This window comes from Rhodococcoides sp. S146-33, assembly GCF_059489205.1.
In genome coordinates this window covers 26,053-44,004 of record NZ_JCAJWY010000011.1, presented here as the reverse complement: position 1 = coordinate 44,004, position 17,952 = coordinate 26,053, and the positions used below count along the sequence as shown (strand labels likewise).

At 64.0% G+C, this 17,952-nt stretch carries 17 protein-coding genes and 2 pseudogenes; 6 read left to right on the top strand and 13 right to left on the bottom strand.

What is annotated here, in order from left to right:
- Window positions 1-41 precede the first annotated feature (41 nt).
- From AC5WEY_RS25005 to AC5WEY_RS24990, 4 genes are read right to left on the bottom strand one after another with little or no spacing between them, the layout of a single operon-like run.
- Entirely contained in the window at window positions 42-788 is a 747-nt protein-coding gene (locus tag AC5WEY_RS25005) for an amino acid ABC transporter ATP-binding protein (RefSeq protein ID WP_495647978.1), read from the bottom strand.
- On the bottom strand, window positions 785-2,275 hold the full coding sequence (locus AC5WEY_RS25000) for an ABC transporter permease subunit (protein ID WP_495647977.1): 1,491 nt from the start codon (window positions 2,273-2,275) through the stop codon (window positions 785-787). The genes AC5WEY_RS25005 and AC5WEY_RS25000 overlap by 4 nt, the downstream gene beginning before the upstream one ends.
- Window positions 2,276-2,314: 39 nt before the next feature.
- Window positions 2,315-2,797, bottom strand: a complete 483-nt coding sequence (locus tag AC5WEY_RS24995; RefSeq protein ID WP_495647976.1) for a RidA family protein — start codon at window positions 2,795-2,797, stop codon at window positions 2,315-2,317.
- Between the two features lie 14 nt (window positions 2,798-2,811).
- Window positions 2,812-3,366 (bottom strand): histidine phosphatase family protein, encoded by a 555-nt coding sequence (locus tag AC5WEY_RS24990; RefSeq protein WP_495647975.1) that lies wholly within the window; start codon window positions 3,364-3,366, stop codon window positions 2,812-2,814.
- A 78-nt stretch (window positions 3,367-3,444) separates the two neighbouring features.
- Here AC5WEY_RS24990 and AC5WEY_RS24985 point away from each other — a divergent pair, with 78 nt between their 5' ends.
- Together AC5WEY_RS24985 and AC5WEY_RS24980 are read left to right on the top strand one after the other, a co-directional pair.
- A complete protein-coding gene (locus AC5WEY_RS24985; protein WP_057475540.1) occupies window positions 3,445-4,620 on the top strand; it encodes an acyl-CoA dehydrogenase family protein in 1,176 nt (391 codons plus the stop codon).
- A 16-nt stretch (window positions 4,621-4,636) separates the two neighbouring features.
- Window positions 4,637-5,764, top strand: coding sequence for an acyl-CoA dehydrogenase family protein (locus AC5WEY_RS24980; RefSeq protein ID WP_495647974.1), 1,128 nt, complete (start codon window positions 4,637-4,639; stop codon window positions 5,762-5,764).
- A gap of 72 nt (window positions 5,765-5,836) precedes the next feature.
- On the opposite strand, the pseudogene AC5WEY_RS24975 reads toward AC5WEY_RS24980, so the two are convergent.
- Window positions 5,837-6,647 (bottom strand): annotated as a pseudogene (locus tag AC5WEY_RS24975) (alpha/beta fold hydrolase).
- A gap of 158 nt (window positions 6,648-6,805) precedes the next feature.
- Between AC5WEY_RS24975 and AC5WEY_RS24970 the strand changes: the two are divergent.
- Window positions 6,806-7,717: a phosphodiesterase gene (locus AC5WEY_RS24970; protein WP_495647998.1), complete on the top strand. Its 912-nt coding sequence runs from the start codon at window positions 6,806-6,808 to the stop codon at window positions 7,715-7,717.
- Here the strand turns inward: AC5WEY_RS24970 and AC5WEY_RS24965 are convergent.
- From AC5WEY_RS24965 to AC5WEY_RS24955, 3 genes are all read right to left on the bottom strand, one after another.
- Window positions 7,714-9,213 carry a stealth family protein gene (locus tag AC5WEY_RS24965; RefSeq protein ID WP_200936485.1) on the bottom strand — a complete coding sequence of 500 codons (1,500 nt, stop codon included), beginning with the start codon at window positions 9,211-9,213 and terminating at the stop codon, window positions 7,714-7,716. The two genes, AC5WEY_RS24970 and AC5WEY_RS24965, sit on opposite strands and share 4 nt — an antisense overlap.
- 153 nt (window positions 9,214-9,366) lie before the next feature.
- On the bottom strand, window positions 9,367-9,729 hold the full coding sequence (locus AC5WEY_RS24960; RefSeq protein WP_495647973.1) for a VanZ family protein: 363 nt from the start codon (window positions 9,727-9,729) through the stop codon (window positions 9,367-9,369).
- A gap of 10 nt (window positions 9,730-9,739) precedes the next feature.
- On the bottom strand, window positions 9,740-10,408 hold the full coding sequence (locus AC5WEY_RS24955) for a class I SAM-dependent methyltransferase (RefSeq protein ID WP_495647972.1): 669 nt from the start codon (window positions 10,406-10,408) through the stop codon (window positions 9,740-9,742).
- Between the two features lie 84 nt (window positions 10,409-10,492).
- Between AC5WEY_RS24955 and AC5WEY_RS24950 the strand changes: the two genes are divergently transcribed.
- Window positions 10,493-10,966 (top strand): phosphoribosyltransferase, encoded by a 474-nt coding sequence (locus tag AC5WEY_RS24950; RefSeq protein ID WP_495647971.1) that lies wholly within the window; start codon window positions 10,493-10,495, stop codon window positions 10,964-10,966.
- Between the two features lie 52 nt (window positions 10,967-11,018).
- On the opposite strand, the gene AC5WEY_RS24945 is transcribed toward AC5WEY_RS24950, so the two are convergent.
- Both AC5WEY_RS24945 and AC5WEY_RS24940 read right to left on the bottom strand, forming a co-directional pair.
- A complete protein-coding gene (locus tag AC5WEY_RS24945) occupies window positions 11,019-11,873 on the bottom strand; it encodes an alpha/beta fold hydrolase (protein WP_495647970.1) in 855 nt (284 codons plus the stop codon).
- Between the two features lie 299 nt (window positions 11,874-12,172).
- The gene (locus AC5WEY_RS24940; RefSeq protein WP_495647969.1) at window positions 12,173-13,207 is read right to left on the bottom strand and encodes an NADPH:quinone reductase; all 1,035 of its coding nucleotides are present in this window, start codon (window positions 13,205-13,207) and stop codon (window positions 12,173-12,175) included.
- Between the two features lie 97 nt (window positions 13,208-13,304).
- Here AC5WEY_RS24940 and AC5WEY_RS24935 point away from each other — a divergent pair, with 97 nt between their 5' ends.
- On the top strand, window positions 13,305-13,814 hold the full coding sequence (locus AC5WEY_RS24935; protein WP_495647997.1) for a mycothiol transferase: 510 nt from the start codon (window positions 13,305-13,307) through the stop codon (window positions 13,812-13,814).
- Window positions 13,815-13,817: 3 nt separating this feature from the next.
- On the opposite strand, the gene AC5WEY_RS24930 is transcribed toward AC5WEY_RS24935, so the two are convergent.
- Both AC5WEY_RS24930 and AC5WEY_RS24925 read right to left on the bottom strand, forming a co-directional pair.
- Window positions 13,818-14,312, bottom strand: coding sequence for an SRPBCC family protein (locus AC5WEY_RS24930; RefSeq protein ID WP_057475440.1), 495 nt, complete (start codon window positions 14,310-14,312; stop codon window positions 13,818-13,820).
- Window positions 14,309-15,133, bottom strand: a complete 825-nt coding sequence (locus AC5WEY_RS24925) for an SDR family NAD(P)-dependent oxidoreductase (protein ID WP_495647968.1) — start codon at window positions 15,131-15,133, stop codon at window positions 14,309-14,311. Before AC5WEY_RS24925 ends, AC5WEY_RS24930 begins: the two co-directional genes overlap by 4 nt.
- 101 nt (window positions 15,134-15,234) lie before the next feature.
- On the opposite strand from AC5WEY_RS24925, the gene AC5WEY_RS24920 reads away from it, so the two are divergent.
- On the top strand, window positions 15,235-16,299 hold the full coding sequence (locus AC5WEY_RS24920; protein WP_495647967.1) for an iron-siderophore ABC transporter substrate-binding protein: 1,065 nt from the start codon (window positions 15,235-15,237) through the stop codon (window positions 16,297-16,299).
- Between the two features lie 132 nt (window positions 16,300-16,431).
- On the opposite strand, the pseudogene AC5WEY_RS24915 reads toward AC5WEY_RS24920, so the two are convergent.
- Window positions 16,432-17,824 (bottom strand): annotated as a pseudogene (locus AC5WEY_RS24915) (HNH endonuclease signature motif containing protein).
- Between the last annotated feature and the right edge of the window lie 128 nt (window positions 17,825-17,952).

The following is a 17,952-nucleotide window of genomic DNA, read 5'->3' as shown; positions in this document are numbered from 1 at the left end:
GATTCGTTCCGCAGGCTCCACTCACATGGGGCGCAGCCCCGCTACGCCAATATCCGCTGCAGGAACTGTCGGGTGCGGGGCTCGGTCGGGTTCACGAGCACCTGCTCCGGCGTGCCGCGTTCGAGGACGACGCCGTTCTCGATGAACAACACCTGATCGGCGACTTGCTGGGCGAAGCGGATTTCGTGGGTGACGATCACCATCGTCCAGCCCTCGGCGGCAAGGTTTTTGATGACGGCAAGTACTTCGCCGACGAGTTCTGGGTCGAGGGCAGAGGTGGGCTCGTCGAAGAGCATCAGCTTGGGTCGTAGGGCCAGAGCCCGGGCGATTCCGACGCGTTGCTGTTGGCCGCCGGAGAGCTGGAACGGGTACTGGTCGGACTTCGCGTCGAGACCGATCTGGTCGAGGATTGCGTGAGCGTCACGACTGGCGTCGTCCTTGGCGCGCTTCTGGACGATCACCGTTCCCTCGATGATGTTCTGCAGCACCGTCTTGTGCGGAAACAGATTGTGGCTCTGGAACACCATGCCGCTCTGAGCGCGGAAGTGTCGCAGTTGCGCCGCGCCGACGGGCTCGGCGAAATCCACCGATACGTCGCCGATTCGGATGATCCCGGCGTCGGCCTGGTCGAGTGCGTTCAGTGTGCGAAGCACCGTGGTCTTACCGGAGCCGGACGGCCCGATGATGACGGTGACGGTGCCCGACGGCACGGTGAACGAGATGTCCTTCAGCACCTCCAGCGGTCCGAACGACTTTTTCAGAGCGGACACTTCCAGCAGGTCTGTCATTTGGCCACGTACCTGTCGAGTCGGACTTCGAGCTTGCCTTGGAAGAAGGAGAGGACTATGCAGATCACCCAGTAGTACAGCGCTGCAACGGTGTACAGGGTGAAGAAGTCGAAGGTCGGGGCCGCCGCCAGTTGAGCGACGCGGAGCAGCTCGGTCACCAGGATGGTCGACGCGAGCGAGGTGTCCTTGACCAGCGAGATCAGCGTGTTCGACAACGGCGGTACCGCGGTGCGCAGTGCCTGCGGAAGCACGATGCGCTGCAACGTCGTTCGGTATCCCATTCCGATGGTCTGAGCGGCTTCCCACTGGCCCTTGGGCACGCTGAGTATCGCGGCACGGATGACCTCGGCCGCGTAGCCACCGACGTTCAGCGAGAACGCGACAACCGCGGCCGGGAACGGCGAGATCACGATGCCGAACTGCGGTAGCCCGTAGAAGATGATGAACAGCTGCAGCAGTAGGGGAGTGCCGCGAATGATCGAGACGTAGAACCGGGCCACTGCGGCGAGCGGTGTGATCGACGAGATGCGGGCCAATGCAACTGCGAGCGCGATGACGAGCCCGATCACAAAGCTGATGGCAGTCAGCGGAATGGTCATCGTGACAGTGGCTTCGAGCATCGGCCACAGATTGTCGAGAACCAACTGCATTTTCGACGGCGCAGTCGACGCGGCGTCGTCGCTGACCGGAACCACGGTGTCGGCTGTCGGTGCGGCGACGTCGCTACCGAAGTACTTCTTCGAGATCTCGGCGAGGGTGCCGTTCTCACGCAGGGTGTCGACGGCCGTGTCGACCTCGTCCATCAGGCCGCTGTTCTTGCGGGCCACGAAGGATTGCAGTGTCGTGTCGCCGGTCTCGCCGGCAATCTTCACCCCGGTGTCGCCGGTCTGCTGTAGGTATTCGGCGATCGCGAGGGAGTCGTTGACGGTGGCGTCGACGCGTCCGTCCTTGACGAGGGTGACCGCCTGGACGAATCCTTCGACGGCTTCGACGTTGGCACCCGCGTTCGCGGCGACCTCGGCCCAGTTGCTCGTCGACGATTGGGCGGTGGTCTTGCCGGCCAGATCGGCGAGAGTCGAAATGGTGGAGTCGTCTGCGGCGGTGAGGATCTGGCCTTCCGACACCGTGTAGGGCGTCGACAGGTCGTACGCCGACTGGCGCGCAGGGGTGATCGAGACCTGGTTGGCGATGAGGTCGAAGCGTTGGGATTGCAGTCCGGCGAAGATCGAATCGAACGGCGTCTGCACGAAGTCGACGCGGACCCCGAGTTCCGCACCGACGGCGTTGATGACGTCGATGTCGTATCCGGTGAGTTGCCCGTCACCGCCCTGATAACTGAACGGGCTGTAGGTGCCTTCGGTACCGACGACCAGGACGCCCTCGTCCTGCACCCGTTCCAGCAACGACTGCGAGGACGAAGTGCATCCGGACAACCCCAGTATGGCGATCAGAATCGCGACCAGAGCAAGAGTAGATCTGCGCACCATCCGCGCCTGCTTTCACCGTAACTACGAGTGCACCGAAACCTACCCGTCGATCTCCAATTCCGCTGACACCACCACGGTGTTGTTCATCGGCAGTGCGGCGACCCCGAGTGCAGTGCGTGCGTGCGCGCCGATGTCGGGACCGAAGATCGCCAGCACCAGATCGGAGAAGCCGTTGACGACCGTCGTGGTCTGGGTGAAGCCGTGATCGGCGTTGACCGAACCGGTGACGGTGAGCCAGGCGCTGATTCGATCGAGGTCGCCGACGGCGCGGGCGACGCTACCGAGGAGGGCCAGTGCGGTGTCACGCGCGGCATCGGTGGCCGAGTCGAGACTCACGTCCGACGGGACGGCACCGAACGGGCCTGCCAAAGTCCCGTCCGAGGCCAACGGAGAATGCCCCGAGGCGAACACTCGGTTGCCGCGTACCCGCACCCACTCGAACGAGAACTCGAAACCAGGAGGCGCGGTCGGTTCTCCGGGCAACGTGAAACCGAGTTCGGTGATGCGACGTTCGATCTCCATGAACGAAAATCCTGTCAGACCGCAACACCGTTGATGGTGCGAACGGTCCAGCGAGAACCGTCGTGTTCGAGGGTGGAGACTCCGGCGTTGAGAATCCTTGGGGAGTGCCGCCGCCGGATCGCGTCGAAGATCGCTCGGATGACGCCGCCGTGCGCCACTGCGATCACTGCCGAGTCCGGAAATTGCCCGGCGATGTCGTCGACGGCGCGTACGCCTCGGACGATCAGGTTCGAGCGTGGCTCCAAGCCGGGGTACATGCCGTTCGGCCAGTGCGAATACGCATCCCAGTCGGTGAATCCTTCGGCCTCGCCGAAGTGTCGTTCGGCCAGATCGGGGAACTCGGCGGTGCGAGTCATGCCGAGGTGCGCACCGATGATGTCGGCGGTTTCGGCTGCTCGGACCAGCGGCGAACTGACCAGGTGGTCCCACTGTCGGTACTCGAGTTCGTAGCCGGCCTCGCGGGCCTGCGCACGGCCGGTGTCGTTGAGCGGAATGTCCGACGAGCCCTGCAGACGCCCGTGCAGATTCCAGTTCGTCTCACCGTGCCGAACCAGTGCCAGAAAAGTCATAGTGAGCGGAGAATATCTCAGAGTTACCAGGGAGTACGGTCGATACGAAGATACGTGAACGAGCTTGGAGGATTGTCGATGAATCTTGCCCTGACAGAAGAAGAGGCCGCGTTCCGTGACGAGATGCGGACGTTCTTCACTACGAAGGTCCCCGCCGAGATTCGCGAGAAGAGTGCGACGGGTCAGGAGTTGAGCAAGGACGAGGTTGTCGCGACCATGCGAATCCTCAACGAGAACGGCTTGGCGGTGCCGCATTGGCCCGCCGAGTTCGGTGGCCGTGACTGGACCCCCGTGCAGCGGCACATCTGGCTCGACGAAATGCAGCTGGCGTCGGTACCCGAGCCCCTGGCTTTCAACGCCTCGATGGTCGGCCCGGTAATCGCGACGTTCGGCTCCCAGGAGCTCAAGGAGAAGTTCCTGCCCAAGACGGCGAACCTCGACATCTGGTGGTGCCAGGGCTTCTCCGAGCCCGAGGCCGGATCGGACTTGGCGTCGCTGCGCACCACTGCGATCCGCGATGGTGACGACTACATCGTCAACGGACAGAAGACGTGGACCACGCTCGGCCAGTACGCCGACTGGATCTTCGCGCTCGTGCGGACCAACCCGGACGCGCCGAAGAAGCAGGCCGGAATCTCCTTCCTGCTCATCGATCTGAACACCCCCGGCATCGAGATGCGGCCCATCAAGTTGATCGACGGCAGCGTCGAGGTCAACGAGGTCTTCTTCGACAATGTTCGCGTTCCGGCCGAGAACCTCGTCGGCGAAGAGAACCAGGGCTGGAGCTACGCCAAGTTCCTGCTCGGCAACGAGCGCACCGGCGTCGCCCGGGCCGGACACACCAAAGTGCATCTGGGACAGGCGAAGAAGCATGCAGCACAGACCAAGGTCGGCAGCGGCACGTTGCTCGAGGACCCGTTGTTCGCCGCCAAGATGGCCGAGGTCGAGAACGAATTGCTCGCCCTGGAGCTGACTCAGCTGCGCCTGGTCTCCAGCTCGGACGACGGCAAGCCGAATCCGGCCTCGTCCATTCTCAAGCTGCGGGGATCGGAATTGCAGCAGGCCACAACCGAATTGCTGATGGACGTCGCAGGCCCGGACTCGCTGCCCTACGAGGCAGGCGAGGACATCGAGAGCGAAGGCTGGGCGCAGCGCTCGGTACCGGGGTACCTGAACTACCGCAAGGTGTCGATCTACGGCGGCTCGAACGAAGTTCAGCGCACCATCATCGCCTCCGCGATTCTCGGACTGTAAGGGAGCATCTGAAGACATGGATTTCGAACTCAACGAAGAGCAGAAGCTGCTGCGCGACACCACTCGTGAGGTCCTCTCGCGGGCTTACGACACCGAGAAGCGCAACAAGATCGTTGCCGGTGAGCTGGGCTGGAGCACCGATGTCTGGAAGCAGCTGGCCGAGGTCGGCCTACTGGGTCTGACGTTCAGTGAGGACGACGGCGGCATGGACGCCGGCCCGGTGGAGATCATGGCCGTGATGACCGAGGTCGGCCGACGTCTCGCACCCGAGCCGATCCTCGATGCCGTGCTCGTCCCCGGCGGGTTGATCTCCGAGCTCGGCAGTGCCGAGCAGCGCGCGCGGCTGCTGCCGCCGGTGGCCGAGGGATCGTCGATGTTGGCGTTCGCGCACACCGAATCCGGCAGCCGCTGGCCCAATATCGAGGTCGGCACCACCGCCACCGAGGACGGTGGATCGTGGTCGATCAACGGTATCAAGAACCCAGTGCCACACGGCGGCAGCGCTGATGTGATCGTCGTCAGTGCCGTGCTTCCCACCGGGGGAACCGGACTCTTCGTCGTCGACGCCGACGCGAACGGTCTCACCCGCAAGTCCTACGCCACACACGACGGTCAGCGCGCCGCACAGATCGAATTCGTGGACGTCGCAGCCGAGCCACTCGGCACCGCCGAGAACGCGGCTGCGGCGATCACCGGTGCCGAGGTTCGTGCGCAGGCTGCACTGTGCGCCGAGGCAGTCGGTGCAATGGAAGAGGCACTGCGACTGACCACCGATTACCTCAAGGCGCGCAAGCAATTCGGGGTTCCGTTGGCCAAGTTCCAGGCGCTCACCTTCCGCGCGGCGGACATGTACGTCCTGCTCGAACTCGCCCGCAGCATGAGCCTGTACGCCACGATGTCGTTGGCCGACGGCAACGTGGACACCACGATCGCGTCGCGCGCGAAGCTGCAGATCTCCCGGTCGGGCCGCAAGCTCGGCCAGGAGGCGATCCAGTTGCACGGCGGTATCGGCGTCACCGCCGAGTATCCGGTCGGGCATTACACCAGTCGGCTCGTGGCCATCGAACACACTCTCGGTGGTGCCGACGAGCACCTGCGCATCCTGGCGTCGAAGGTCTCCGATCACGACCTCATCGGGATCTGACACACCCAGAAGACAACTCGGGCCCGGTCACCTTTCGAAGGTGGTCGGGCCCGAGTCGTGTCCAGAGACGTGTCAGCTTCCCGAATCGGCCTGCACCACAAGGTCTGCCACGGCTACGGGGTTCGAGACCAAGATCGCGTGCGAGCCCGGTACCTCGGTCACCCGAGCGCCGGCCCGTTGCGCCATGAAGCGCTCCGCCGAGGTCGGGATGATCTGATCCTGTTGGGGGATCAATGCCCAGGACGGGGTGTCCGCCCAGGACGGTGGGCCGCTCGGCTCGAGCAGAGCACCGGCGGCGATGGTCTTCTGGTGGGCCGCCATACGGGCGGCCTGCTCCTCGCTCAGGTCGGGTGCGAAGAACGTGCGGAACAGGGCGGGCGTGACAGTACGAGTCGACGTTCTTGCCGATCGGGTTGGACGAGTCGTCGACGATCGACAGACCGATCACCGGTGGCACCAGGGCCGTCACAGGGAATCGGAACGGATCGAGTTCGAGCGCGACGGGTTCACCTTCGACGGGCATGAATGCCGCGACGTAGACCAGCGCCTCCACATTGTCGGCGTGCACGTTGCTGATGACGGTGCCGCCGTAGGAGTGGCCGACGAGTACCACCGGGCCGTCGATGTTCTCGACCACATCGGTCACCGACGCTGCGTCGATCGCGGGCCCGCGAAGCGAGTTCTCTGCGGTCACCACCGGGTAGCCACGTCCGCGAAGGTTCGCAGCGACGCCGTCCCAGCTGGTGCTGTCGGCGAATGCCCCGTGTACCAGTACGACGGTCGGCAGGCCCTGCGCAGCGGCCGGGGCCGCGCCGATACCGACCATGGTGCCCACGGTCAGTGCCGCGGCCGCGAGCAGTGAAGTCCACTTCGGTTTCGTCATGCTCTCAACCTGTCACACGCTCAAAGTTTCCGCGTTGTTCACGGCGGAGATTCGACCAGCTTTTTCTCAGTGAACGCTCGTATGCTTGGGTTGCAGTAGTGACGTTCGCCCAGCCGGGTGAACGTGAAACGGTAGGTCCGATCGTGAGCGAGAGTTCGATGAAGTCTCGGATGGCCGAGTACCCACGTCCGCATCACTGCTTACTGCACATCAGTGACACGCATCTGGTCGACGGCGACGGACGGTTGTACGGCGGCGTGGACAGCGAGTTGCGGCTCGAACAGGTGATGACCGACGTGCGCAACTCCGGTGTGCGGCCCGATGCGTTGGTGTTCACCGGTGATCTGACGGACAAGGGCGAGGCGGGTGCGTACGAGAAGCTCCGCGCTCTGGTCGAGCCGGTTGCAGAGGAGCTCGGCGCACAGATCGTCTGGGCGATGGGCAATCACGACGACCGAGCGACGTTCCGTCGGACGCTGCTCGACGCGGAACCGAGTGGGCAGTCCATCGATCGCGTGCACGATGTCGACGGTCTTCGCGTCGTCACCCTGGACACCACGGTTCCTGGCAAGCACCACGGCGAGCTCGGTGACGAGCAATTGGCCTGGCTGGCCGACACTCTCGCGACCCCTGCCGAGTTCGGCACGATTCTGGCGATGCACCATCCGCCGGTGCCGACCGTGCTCGATCTCGCAGTGCTGGTCGAGCTGATCGATCAGCCGCGGCTCGCGAGCGTGCTTCGCGGAACCGATGTGCGGTCCATTCTCGCAGGGCACCTGCACTATTCGACCACGGCCACGTTTGCCGGCATACCGGTCTCGGTGGCGTCGGCCACCTGCTACACCCAGGATCTCAACGTCCCCACAGGCGGACTACGCGGTCGCGACGGAGCTCAGGGATACAACCTGGTTCACGTCTACGACGACACCGTCGTCCATTCGGTGGTGCCGACGGGGTCGTACGACACAGTGGGAGAGGCGGTCTCGGCGGAGGAGACAGCACGCAGGCTCGATGCGGCGGGTGTCACCATCGCAGACAGCGCCCGACGAAAGACGTTCAGCGACGCCTAGCGCTGTTCGCGTTCCCAGGGTGCGACGATCGGAAAGTACTTGTCCAGGAACTGCGTCACGGTGCGGGTGCGCAGATCCAGGTCGACTTCCGGAAAGCTGCCGTCGTTGAGGCAGAAGAAGTCGACGGACCGCTTGGGGAGCAGCTTCTCCATCAAGTCGAGGCCTGCTACCGACGTGGTGTCGATGTACCGAACCTTCGCGTCTTTCTGGACCACAGCGCGGCCGCTCATCAATGCGTAGTAATGGTAGAGCGAATTCGTCACCGAGATGTTGGTGCTGGCGCGGAATGCACTCGCCGCCGTGGAGGCGAACTCGTCCGGAAACTCGTTCTCCATTTCCTGCATCACGCTGCGGCGCAACGGAGTTGCCGCATGTTCGAGATGCCGGGTGGTGGTCATCCCGAATCTGTCCTGCAGGATTCGACGGTTCACCCGTGCTGCATTCTCGAAGCCGCTGCGGTCGGCGTCGCTGTAGCCCAGCCCGATTCGCGTCGTCGCCTCGATGAACATGCTTATTCCGCCGGGGGAGAAGAACATCGACGGGCTGACCGGACGACCGAAGAACATGTCGTCGTTCGAGTACAGGAAGTGCTCGGACAGGCCGGGGATGTGGTGGAGCTGGCTTTCGACGGCCTGCGAATTGTGTGTCGGCAGAACGGAGGTGTCCACGAAGAACGCCTCGCTCGGCACGAACGTCACTTTGGGATGGTCGGCGAGCCACGCCGGCCTCGGGGAGTCGGTGGCCACGAAGATGCGCCTGATCCACGGTGCGTACAGGTGAACCGACCGCAGGGCGTACTTCAGTTCGTCGATCTGCCGGTAGCGAGCCGCTGAATCGTCACCTTCTCCGACAACGTAATTCGCCATCCGCCGCGCACGCTGAGCCTGGAACTCTGCCGACGAGCCGTCGACCCAGGAGAACACGATGTCGATGTCGAAATTGATGTCCGACGCGTGGTCGGCAAACATGTTCTCGATTGTCGGCCACGTTCTACCGAAGCGTTCGACGGTGCCGCGGACGGCCTCGTCGGGCCGGATGTTGCGTCGGGTCAAGGAGTTCTCGATCGGCAGCACGATCTCGGACGGGGAGAAAGACCACAGCTCGATTTGCACGGCCGTCGATGCGCCGTAGTACAGCCCACTGAACGGCTCGACGCGCGGTCGGTAGAGGCGCACGATCCGCGCGTTCGCGGATGGCGAGAGTGTGCCGTCGGCAACCAGAACGGCCTTCCCGCGGGCGTCGACTGTCTTGGAGTAGAACGGCTCGGCGCGGCAGGCGTGCACCAGCGCTGTGGTGAGCGCGTCCCGGGCGGCCAGTTCGATGGCGATGACGGGTCGTTCGTCGTTGCCGCGAACGAGTAGGTACTTGATGCGTGCGGCGTCGAGTACGGCGCGGACGAACAACAGATCCTCGACCATGGCCTGGTGCGGGGTGGTCGAGGTGATCGTCAGTGCGTAGCGGCCCTCGTGGCTGACCACGTCGGATCGTTCGCTCAATCGTGCTGCGGACGCTGCAGATTCTCGGGTGACGGCATCGTTCGTCTCGTGCTCCGGTGGAACGAGGTAGATATCGTGCGGGGCAGAAGACGAGGTGATGGCGTTCCTTCCTGAGTGTGCGCGCCGGCCGAGGGAACTCGGCGCGGACTCAGTCTAGTGCAGGTCCGGGGCTTTCTTGACGCGCTGCGGTAGAACCCAGTTCGCCGCGATCAGGCCCACCGCAACTCCGGCAGCGTCGGCCAGAGCGTCGATCACAGATCCGGAGCGTCCCAGAGGCAGGATCGCCTGCAGGAATTCCGACACCACCGCGAACGCCAGCACCCACAGTGCGGTCCTGTCCCAGCCTATTTCGGCGAGTCGCGAGGTGTAGGCGAGCGTTGCGAACAGCACGAAGTGAATGATCTTGTCGCTGTGCTCGAATCCCGACGGCACCCCGGACGCGGGCGTGAAGAGAATGATCAGGGCGACGACGAACGTGAAAGCCAGGGGAATTCGATACGTCGACGGGGAGAGCACCGCGCGAAGTTTACCGGCGCTGCAGCACTACGACCGTGTCGGTTCGCTCGTCGCCGTCCGGTGTGGTGCGGGTGCGGTGTTCGGCGTGGATCACCTCGAACCCGTCGCCTGCCGCAACGACGACCGGTTCCGGTGCGAACAATCGGTGCTTGGCCGGATGTTGCGAGGCGTGGCTGTCGCTGGGACTGTGCCCGACGACCAGCAGACGCCCCTTCGGCGCGACCGCCGCGGCGAATCTGCGGGTGGTCAGTTCGAGTTCGTCGGGTGGTACCTGCAAGAAGTGCACCGACACCAGATCGAACGCGCCGGCCGGGGGAGTCCATTCCAGCACGTCTTCTTGTTCCCAGTGCACCGCCAGTTGCTGCGGTTCCAGTGCCTGCTGTGCTGCGCGAGCGCGGCCGAGGGCGACGTCCGAGATGTCGACGCCGGTGACGGTCCAGCCTGCACCGGCCAGCCACAGTGAGTCGGCACCTTCTCCGCAGCCGATGTCCAAGGCTCGGCCCGGAGTCAGCACGGACGCTTCCTGAACCAACACCGCGTTGGGATTTCCGCTCCAGATGGCGGTGCGTTGGTTGTAGAGGTCGTCCCAGAATGCCTCGTCGAAAGCGCCGTTCTCGAAGTCCGGTTCTCCGGGGGTCGGGTCGGCGGCATGAGCGTGAGCGTGCGTGTGGTCGGCCATGGTTCGAGACTGCCTGCTCCGACGCGCGGGCGCAAACACATTTGCTCGATCAGCAAAAGAGGATTCTGAGTAAAGTGGTTCTCCATGACCGAACAGGAACGTGAAGTATTGACGTGGGAGACCTTCGGAAACGCCTCGCGCGACCTGACCAAGAAGATCGTCGACGACGGGTTCGTTCCGGACATCGTGATCGCGATCGCCCGTGGCGGGCTCATCCCCGCGGGCGCAATCGCCTACGCGATGGGAGTCAAGGCTGCGGGCACTCTCAATGTCGAGTTCTACTCCGACATCGAGGAAACCCTGCCCGATCCTGTTGTCCTCGAACCACTTCTGGACACCGATGCGATCGTCGGCAAGAAGTTGCTCGTCGTCGACGACGTCGCTGATTCCGGCCGCACACTGGCTCTGGTGATCGACCTGCTGAAGGCGCATACGCCCGATGTGCGGTCGGCTGTCATCTACACCAAACCCAGAACCATTGTGCAGCCCGACTATTCGTGGCGAGAGACCGACAAGTGGATCAACTTTCCATGGTCCACGTTGCCGGTCATCGCCTGAGCTGCCAGCAGGTGCACCCTCGACACAACTCGCGGTGATCGGACGCGTGGTGTCAGCCCAGGGCGCTCAGTAGCACGGCATCGAGTTCCCCGGCCGGCAGCATCGGCAACATGTGGTGGCTGCAACCGGTCAGGACGACGGTGTGTGCGCTCGGGAGAACCTTGCCGACAGCGTCGGCAGCACGAGAACTGTTGTGCACCTTACTGTCGCCGGCAAAGACGACGGTGACATCCGCGGACAGCGTCGCCCATCGGTCTCCCTTGGGACGGCGCGGGACCACTGGTTTCGCCGACGGGAAGTCGGTCCCTCGCTCGGTGAGATCGAGCCAGTCTGCGTCGAGTGGCGCTTTCTGCGTTTCCCACCGGATCAGAGAACGCATACGTTCGCGAGTCGGTCGCACCAGAATCGGCACCGCGTGCAGGAGATACGCCAGGCGCATGCCGGCGAAACACGAAGGGGGATCCAGCAGCACGAGTGTGCCGACGCGCTCCGGCCGGTGCAGTGCGTACGCGAGTGCCACCGTCGCCCCGTACCCATGTCCGACCACCGACGTTCGCGTGACCTCGAGGGTGGCGAGAAGTTGATCGAACCAGGACATCAGGTTTTCGACTGTGCGGATCGGCTTCGGACCGGCCACGCTCCGTCCGGGGTCACCTATCGGGTCGATTGCGAAGACCCGGTTGTCCCGGGCCAGCGCCGCGACATTCGTGAACCAGACGGTCGAGGTTGCGCCGCCACCGGGCAGTAGCACCACCGGGGGTCCGTCGACGGGCCCGCAGGCGTTGACTCGGGTTGTGCCGTAGTCGGACTCGAGGTCCATGGTGTCGATGGGCAGCGGCCACTTCGCCAGCACGCGGTCGTAGGCCGAAAAGAATCCTTCAGCTGCGGTGCTATCGGTGCGACTCACTGAACCTCCCCAATGTCTCGACAATCGAGATATTAGATCATCGTGATAGTTATGGGCAACATGCTCCAGAAGGCTGACGCCGTGGACGAAGAACCGCACAATGCTCCACCTGCCGTGCACCGATCACGCGCGCTCACCGTGGAACTCGATAGTTTGGGCGGGGCGGGGCCTGCCACGTTGCTGGCACCACACGCAAACGGCTGAATCGCCGTCAGGCCGTGGTCGACCGCACTGTTCGTGGCAGAAGACCGACAAGTGGATCAATTTCCCGTGGTCCACGTTGCCGGTCATCGCCTGAGTTACTCGCTGGAGACGTCGATCAGCACCTTGCCGACGGTTCCGTTCTCGACGGCGTCGTGTGCCGCGGCGGTTTCGCTCAGCGGGAAGCGGTGCAGCGGTAGGCCGGTGGCTTCGCCTACCTCCAGCACGCCTGCGGCCGCCGCCGCGCTGACGTCTGCCTCGGCGTTGCGCAGAGCCTCGTCGCCGACGGTGTAGAGCAGCACGAACTGGTAGCGAGTGTTCAGCACCATGTTCGGCCGGACGTCGAGGGTCACGGTATTGCCGCCGTTGTTGGCGTAAACGGCAACCGATGCGCGGTTCGCTCCCACGGCGGCGTTGAGCGCGGCGTTCTGCGCGGGTGCGACCTCGACGATCAGATCGATTCCGGCGGGAACCAACTCGCGGATTTCGGCGGCGGCGTCTCCGGTCTTGTAGTTCACCACGTGGTGCGCGCCGGCCGCGGTGGCCAGTGCGCTCTTCTCCGGTCCGCTGACCGTCGTCACCACGGTCGCGCCTGCCCAGCGGGCCAATTGGATCGCGGCATGGCCGACGGCACCGGCCCCACCGGCGACGAGGACCGACTTTCCGTCCAATGCGCCCGGGTGCAGCCGGGTGGGTCCGTCCTCGGACACAGTCAGTGCACGGTGCGCCGTCATCGCGGGAACTCCGAGGCTTGCGCCCACGTCGAACCCGACGCCATCGGGCAGAGGCACAACCCGGCAGGCGGGCAGGATTGCAAAGGACTGTGCTGTTCCGGTCGGACGCTGGTGCTGGGCCAGGTACACCCAGACGCGATCTCCTACGGAGACGCCGTCGACATCGTGGCCGACCGCGTCGACCACTCCGGCACCGTCCTGGTTAGGTACCACCTCGTCGAATGCCAGCTTCTCACCCGGTCCGGAGCCGGTTCGGTTCTTCCAGTCCGTCGGATTGACGCCCGAGACCACGATGCGGACGCGGACTTCACCTGCGGCGGGCGCGGTCACCTCGCGATCCTTCAGCTCGAGGACGGACGAATCGCCGGTGCGGGTGTACACAATTGCTGGAGCAGTCATATCCGGTTCAACGCGACTCGAGGGCCCCGATGTTCCCTGCGAGGTAATCGGGGTATGCATGACCAGTTATCAGTGCTCGACGAAAGAGGCGTATTCGATGAACCACAACGACCTGCTCACCGACGCGTTCGGCCGGATCAAGGAACTCGTCCACTCGGTGTTGGACGATATCCCCACTGCCGCGTTGACGTATCGACCCGACGCCGACGCCAACAGCATCGCGTGGTTGCTGTGGCACCTGACTCGGGTGCAGGACGACCACATCGCGGGTGTGGCCGGGAGCGAACAGGTCTGGACGTCGGACTCGTGGTTCGAGCGGTTCGGACTCCCATTCGACAAGTCCGACATCGGCTACGGCCAATCGTCCTCCGACGTCGCTCAGGTCACCTCGAGCGCCGAGTTGCTGCGTGAGTATCACGACGCCGTGCACTCGAAAACCGTTGCGTACCTGAGCAGTGTCGGGGCCGACGATCTGGACCGGATCGTCGACGAGAACTGGGACCCGCCCGTCACACTCGGTGCACGGCTGGTGTCCGTGGTGTCCGACGACCTTCAGCATGCCGGGCAGGCCTCGTACGTTCTCGGCCTGTACACCCGGCAGGCCTAGCCGTCAGGCGTAACGCTTCTGCAGGTTTTCCAGCGTCTTTCGGATGTTGCGACGCTGGAACTGCGGGAACGTCTTGCCGCTGGTGACGATCTTGTCGAACACGAGGGCCAGAGCGTCGGGCCATCTCGTTCGGTCGTCGGTCCAGGTTTCGGTGACTTTCGTGCCGCTCGACACCGGCTCGAAGTCGTATCGCCAGGTTGCGTTCGCGCCCTTGATCTTCGGAGTGCTCTTGCCGATGGCGTGGACGCGGAACTCGAAGGTCTTGCCCGGGTCGGCCGCCGTGACGGTGCAGCGAGTGATCCACTTCGCCCGGCCGCGCTTGTTGGTTCCGTCGAACACCATTCCCACGTAGGCACTCTCGCGGGGTTCATGGACGGTGGCACCGGTGTTTTCGGGGCTCCACTGCCCCATGTTGGTGGGGTCGCTGATCGCAGCGTAGAGAGTGTCGGCGTCGGCATTCACGACGATGCTGTCCGAGACCACGAGTTCGCGCTTCACGACGACGCACCGTTCTTCAGGCCGGGATGAATACGAGTGAGCATGGGCACCAACAGTGTTCGCGGCGTGATCTGAGCAAAGATCGATCCGATGCGGTTGGCAGGTCCGGGAATCGACACCATCCGTCCCTTGGTCATGTCGTCGACGGCAGTCTTGGCGACCGTGTCTGCCGACACCCACATGATCGACGGAAGCGCTTTCTCTGCATCGTCTTTCGCGAAGCCCGCAGCCTCGCCGAATCCGGTCTGCACCGGCCCGGGGCACAGTGCGGTGGCGGTCACTCCGGTGCCGCGCAGTTCGCCGGTCAGAGACTGGGTGTACGAGAGAACGAACGCCTTGCATGCGCCGTAGCCCGCCTGTCCGGGTAGGGGCTGGAACGCCGCCGTCGAGGCCACATTGAGCAGCGCGCCGCGTCGTCGCTCGACCATTCCCGGGAGGAAACGGGAGCATAGGTCCGAGACGGCGACCACGTCGACCTCGATCATGTTCATTTCCGCATCCGGATCCGATTCTGCGACGGGTCCGAGGGTGGAAAGTCCGGCGTTGTTGATCAGAATGTCCGGGATCAGACCGAGATCGGTGATCCGGCCGAGCAATTCGGCGCGCGCAGTGCGGTCGGAGAGGTCTGCGGCCAGCACCTCTGCTCGGACTCCCCGTGCTCGGATCTCCTGTGCCAACTCTTCGAGCTTGTCGGCACGCCGGGCGACGAGGGTGACGCCGTGGCCTCGGGAGGCGAGCTGGCGGGCGATGGCAGCTCCGATACCGGAAGATGCTCCGGTCACGACGGCAGTCCGATCGGGTGCGGGGCGAGGAAGGCTCATGTGCCCACCGTAGCGAATGCGCCTTGTGCAGCGCGTTTGAATCCCTCTAATAGGTTAGCCTAGTCTTACTTTATCGCACCTTTGATCATCGAGAGGTAACCATGTTCATTGCTTCAACAGCCGGTCGGCGGTCTGTTCGACGGTTGTCCGCGCTGTCTGCGCTCGCTGTGTCGGCCCTCGTGGTCGGAGCATGCGGCAGCAGTGACTCTGCTGAGACTCAGAGCGCCGACGGTAGCGATTTTGCGGCCGTGACGATCGATTCGGCACTGGGGCAGGCGGTCATCACCGAGAAGCCGGAGCGCATCGTGACCCTCGGGCAGGGTTCGGCCGAGACGGCGATCGCGTTGGGTACCGTCCCTGTCGGCGTCGAGGAGTACTCATGGGGTGCCGACGACACCGGTTACCTACCGTGGGTGCACGATGCGGTTACCCAATTGGGGGCCGAGCTTCCCCAACAGTTCACCGGTGGTACCGAATTGAACATCGAGGCCGTCGCGGCTCTCGAACCGGATCTGGTCCTGGCACCGTGGTCCGGCATCACGCAGGATCAGTTCGACAAGCTCAGCGCCTTCGCCCCGGTGGTCGCGTACGAGGAGCAGCCGTGGACCACGACCTGGGAAGACCAGATCACCGTGATCGGCAAGGCCATGGGTGAGGAGGAGAAGGCTGCGGAGGAGATCGACAAGATCGAGAGCAGCTTCGCCGACGCCGCCGCGCAGCACCCCGAGTATGCGGACGTGAGCTTTTCGTACATCTACAACACCGGGCCGGGGACGCTCGGCGTGTTTCTCGCCGACGAGCAGCGCGTCGCGATGGTCCGCGGTCTCGGGTTGCAGGTCGATCCGGTGGTGAACACGCTCGACGAGACCGAGGGCACCGACTCGTCCGTGATCGGGTTGGAGAATGCGAATCTGTTGAACGATTCCGACCTGATCTTCACCTTCTACTCGGACCCTCAGAACCGTACCGACACCGAAAATCAGCCTGCCTACAAGCAGATTCCGGCTGTGTCCCGGGGTTCGGTCGTTGCGCCGACGGATCAGTCCTTCGTCACGGGGTCCTCCATCATCAATCCGTTGACGGTGCCCTGGGCACTCGAGCGGTATGTGCCAATGATCGACGAGGCTGTTGCGAAGGTCGACGCCGGCATGGCTTCGACCAATTGAGCGGAGCGTAGAAGAACAAGATGGGCCGACCTAGGGCGACGGCACTGTCGAGTCGCTCGAATCAACTTGTCGAACAACCTCTTTCAGCCCCGCACCGTGTTCTCGGTGCGGGGCTGGTCTCGGTTCAGGGGGTTATGCGATGTGGGGGCCTGCTCGGGCGTGGGATTGTCGGGGTTCTCGGAAGGGGTCGACGGTCGCCGGCGGTACGAACCACGGGTGGTTGTCGGTACCGATGAACACTTCCCAGTCACTGTGGTGGATGAGTCGGTGGTGGAATCCGCACAGTAGGACGAGGTTGTTCATGTCGGTGGGTCCGCCGTCGGTCCAGTGCCAAATGTGGTGCCCCTCTGTCCAGGCGGCGGGTTTGCCGCAGCCGGGGAACGCGCAGCCGTGATCGCGGGCTGTCAACGCGCGCTTTTGTTTTGCGGTGACGGTGCGGGCGGTGCGGGCGAGGTTGAGCGGGTTGCCGTTCTCGTCCATGACGATGGCGGTGAGGAGGCAATCGCACGCGAGTTGGCGGGAGGTGTTGCGGGAGAGTGGTCCCATCCAGGGCAGCCATCCGACGGTGGTGCCATCGCCGAACAGATCCCGATACGCGCCGCGATCCTGGCTCGGTGGCGTAGCACCATCACATCCATCGGCACTGCCGGTGAGGTCATCGGGTTCGGTTGCGTTGGAGGTGTTCTCGTCTGTTTCGTCGTCTGCCGTGGCGTCGGTATCGGATTCGTTCGTAGCGTGCGAGGTTTCGTCTTCGGTGATGTCGGTGCCGCGGCTCTGAAGGTCGCGGAGGGTGATATGGAGGTTGATGTGGGGTCTTTCGCCGCCTTCGGTGGGGCGATCCTTCGAGGCGAGGTAGTGGTCGAGGATCTGCCCGAATGCGTCGGCGCGGCGTTGGGCGGGGCTGCGTTCGTCGGGGGTGCCGTCGGCTGCGGGGCGGTTCGGTCAACGGTGAGAGGGCGGTGAAGAGTTTTTCTGCGGTGACGGCATCGAAGTCGGCTTTGAGGCACAGGCGTTGGTTGAGCATCTTCGATGCGAACAGTTCGTTGCGGTCGGTGTCCTCAGGGGGCGGCTTGTCGCTGCCGTAGGTGTCTTTGAGTTTGGTGATCGCGGCGCGCAGTGGTCCGGTGCGGGCTTCGGGTCCGGTGGCGGCGGTCAGCAGTGCTGCTCGGGCGAGGTCCTGGCCTTCTTGGGGGAGGTTCTTCGGTGGGGTTTCGGCGAAGCCGAGAATCAACGCGGCGTGGTCGACGGTCATGCTGCCGGTGTTAACGGCGTCGGCGATGTCGGGGAAGTTCTTCAGTCCGCGGGCGAGAGCGACGATCTTGGTGGCGTTACCGGGGCTCAGCAGGGTGGTGGAGGTGAGCCAGCCGGCGGGCCCGGGGAACCCGAGTTTCTCCCGGCTCACGCGGGTGTCGATTTCGGCGACCAGGGCGATCCGGCGGGCTTCGAGCAACTGAATGTCATTGGAGGCGGCGATGGCGTCGGCGAGTAGCTCGGCCTCGCTCAGTTGCCAGATCTCCGTTGCCATGGGAAGAAGTGTATCGAACATGTGTTCTAATGACAAGCATTGTTGAAATGAAAACTGTTGCTGTTCTTCACTATTCGCGAAACCGAACTTGTCGGAGGCGCGTGCTAGGCGACTCGAATGCCGACTCC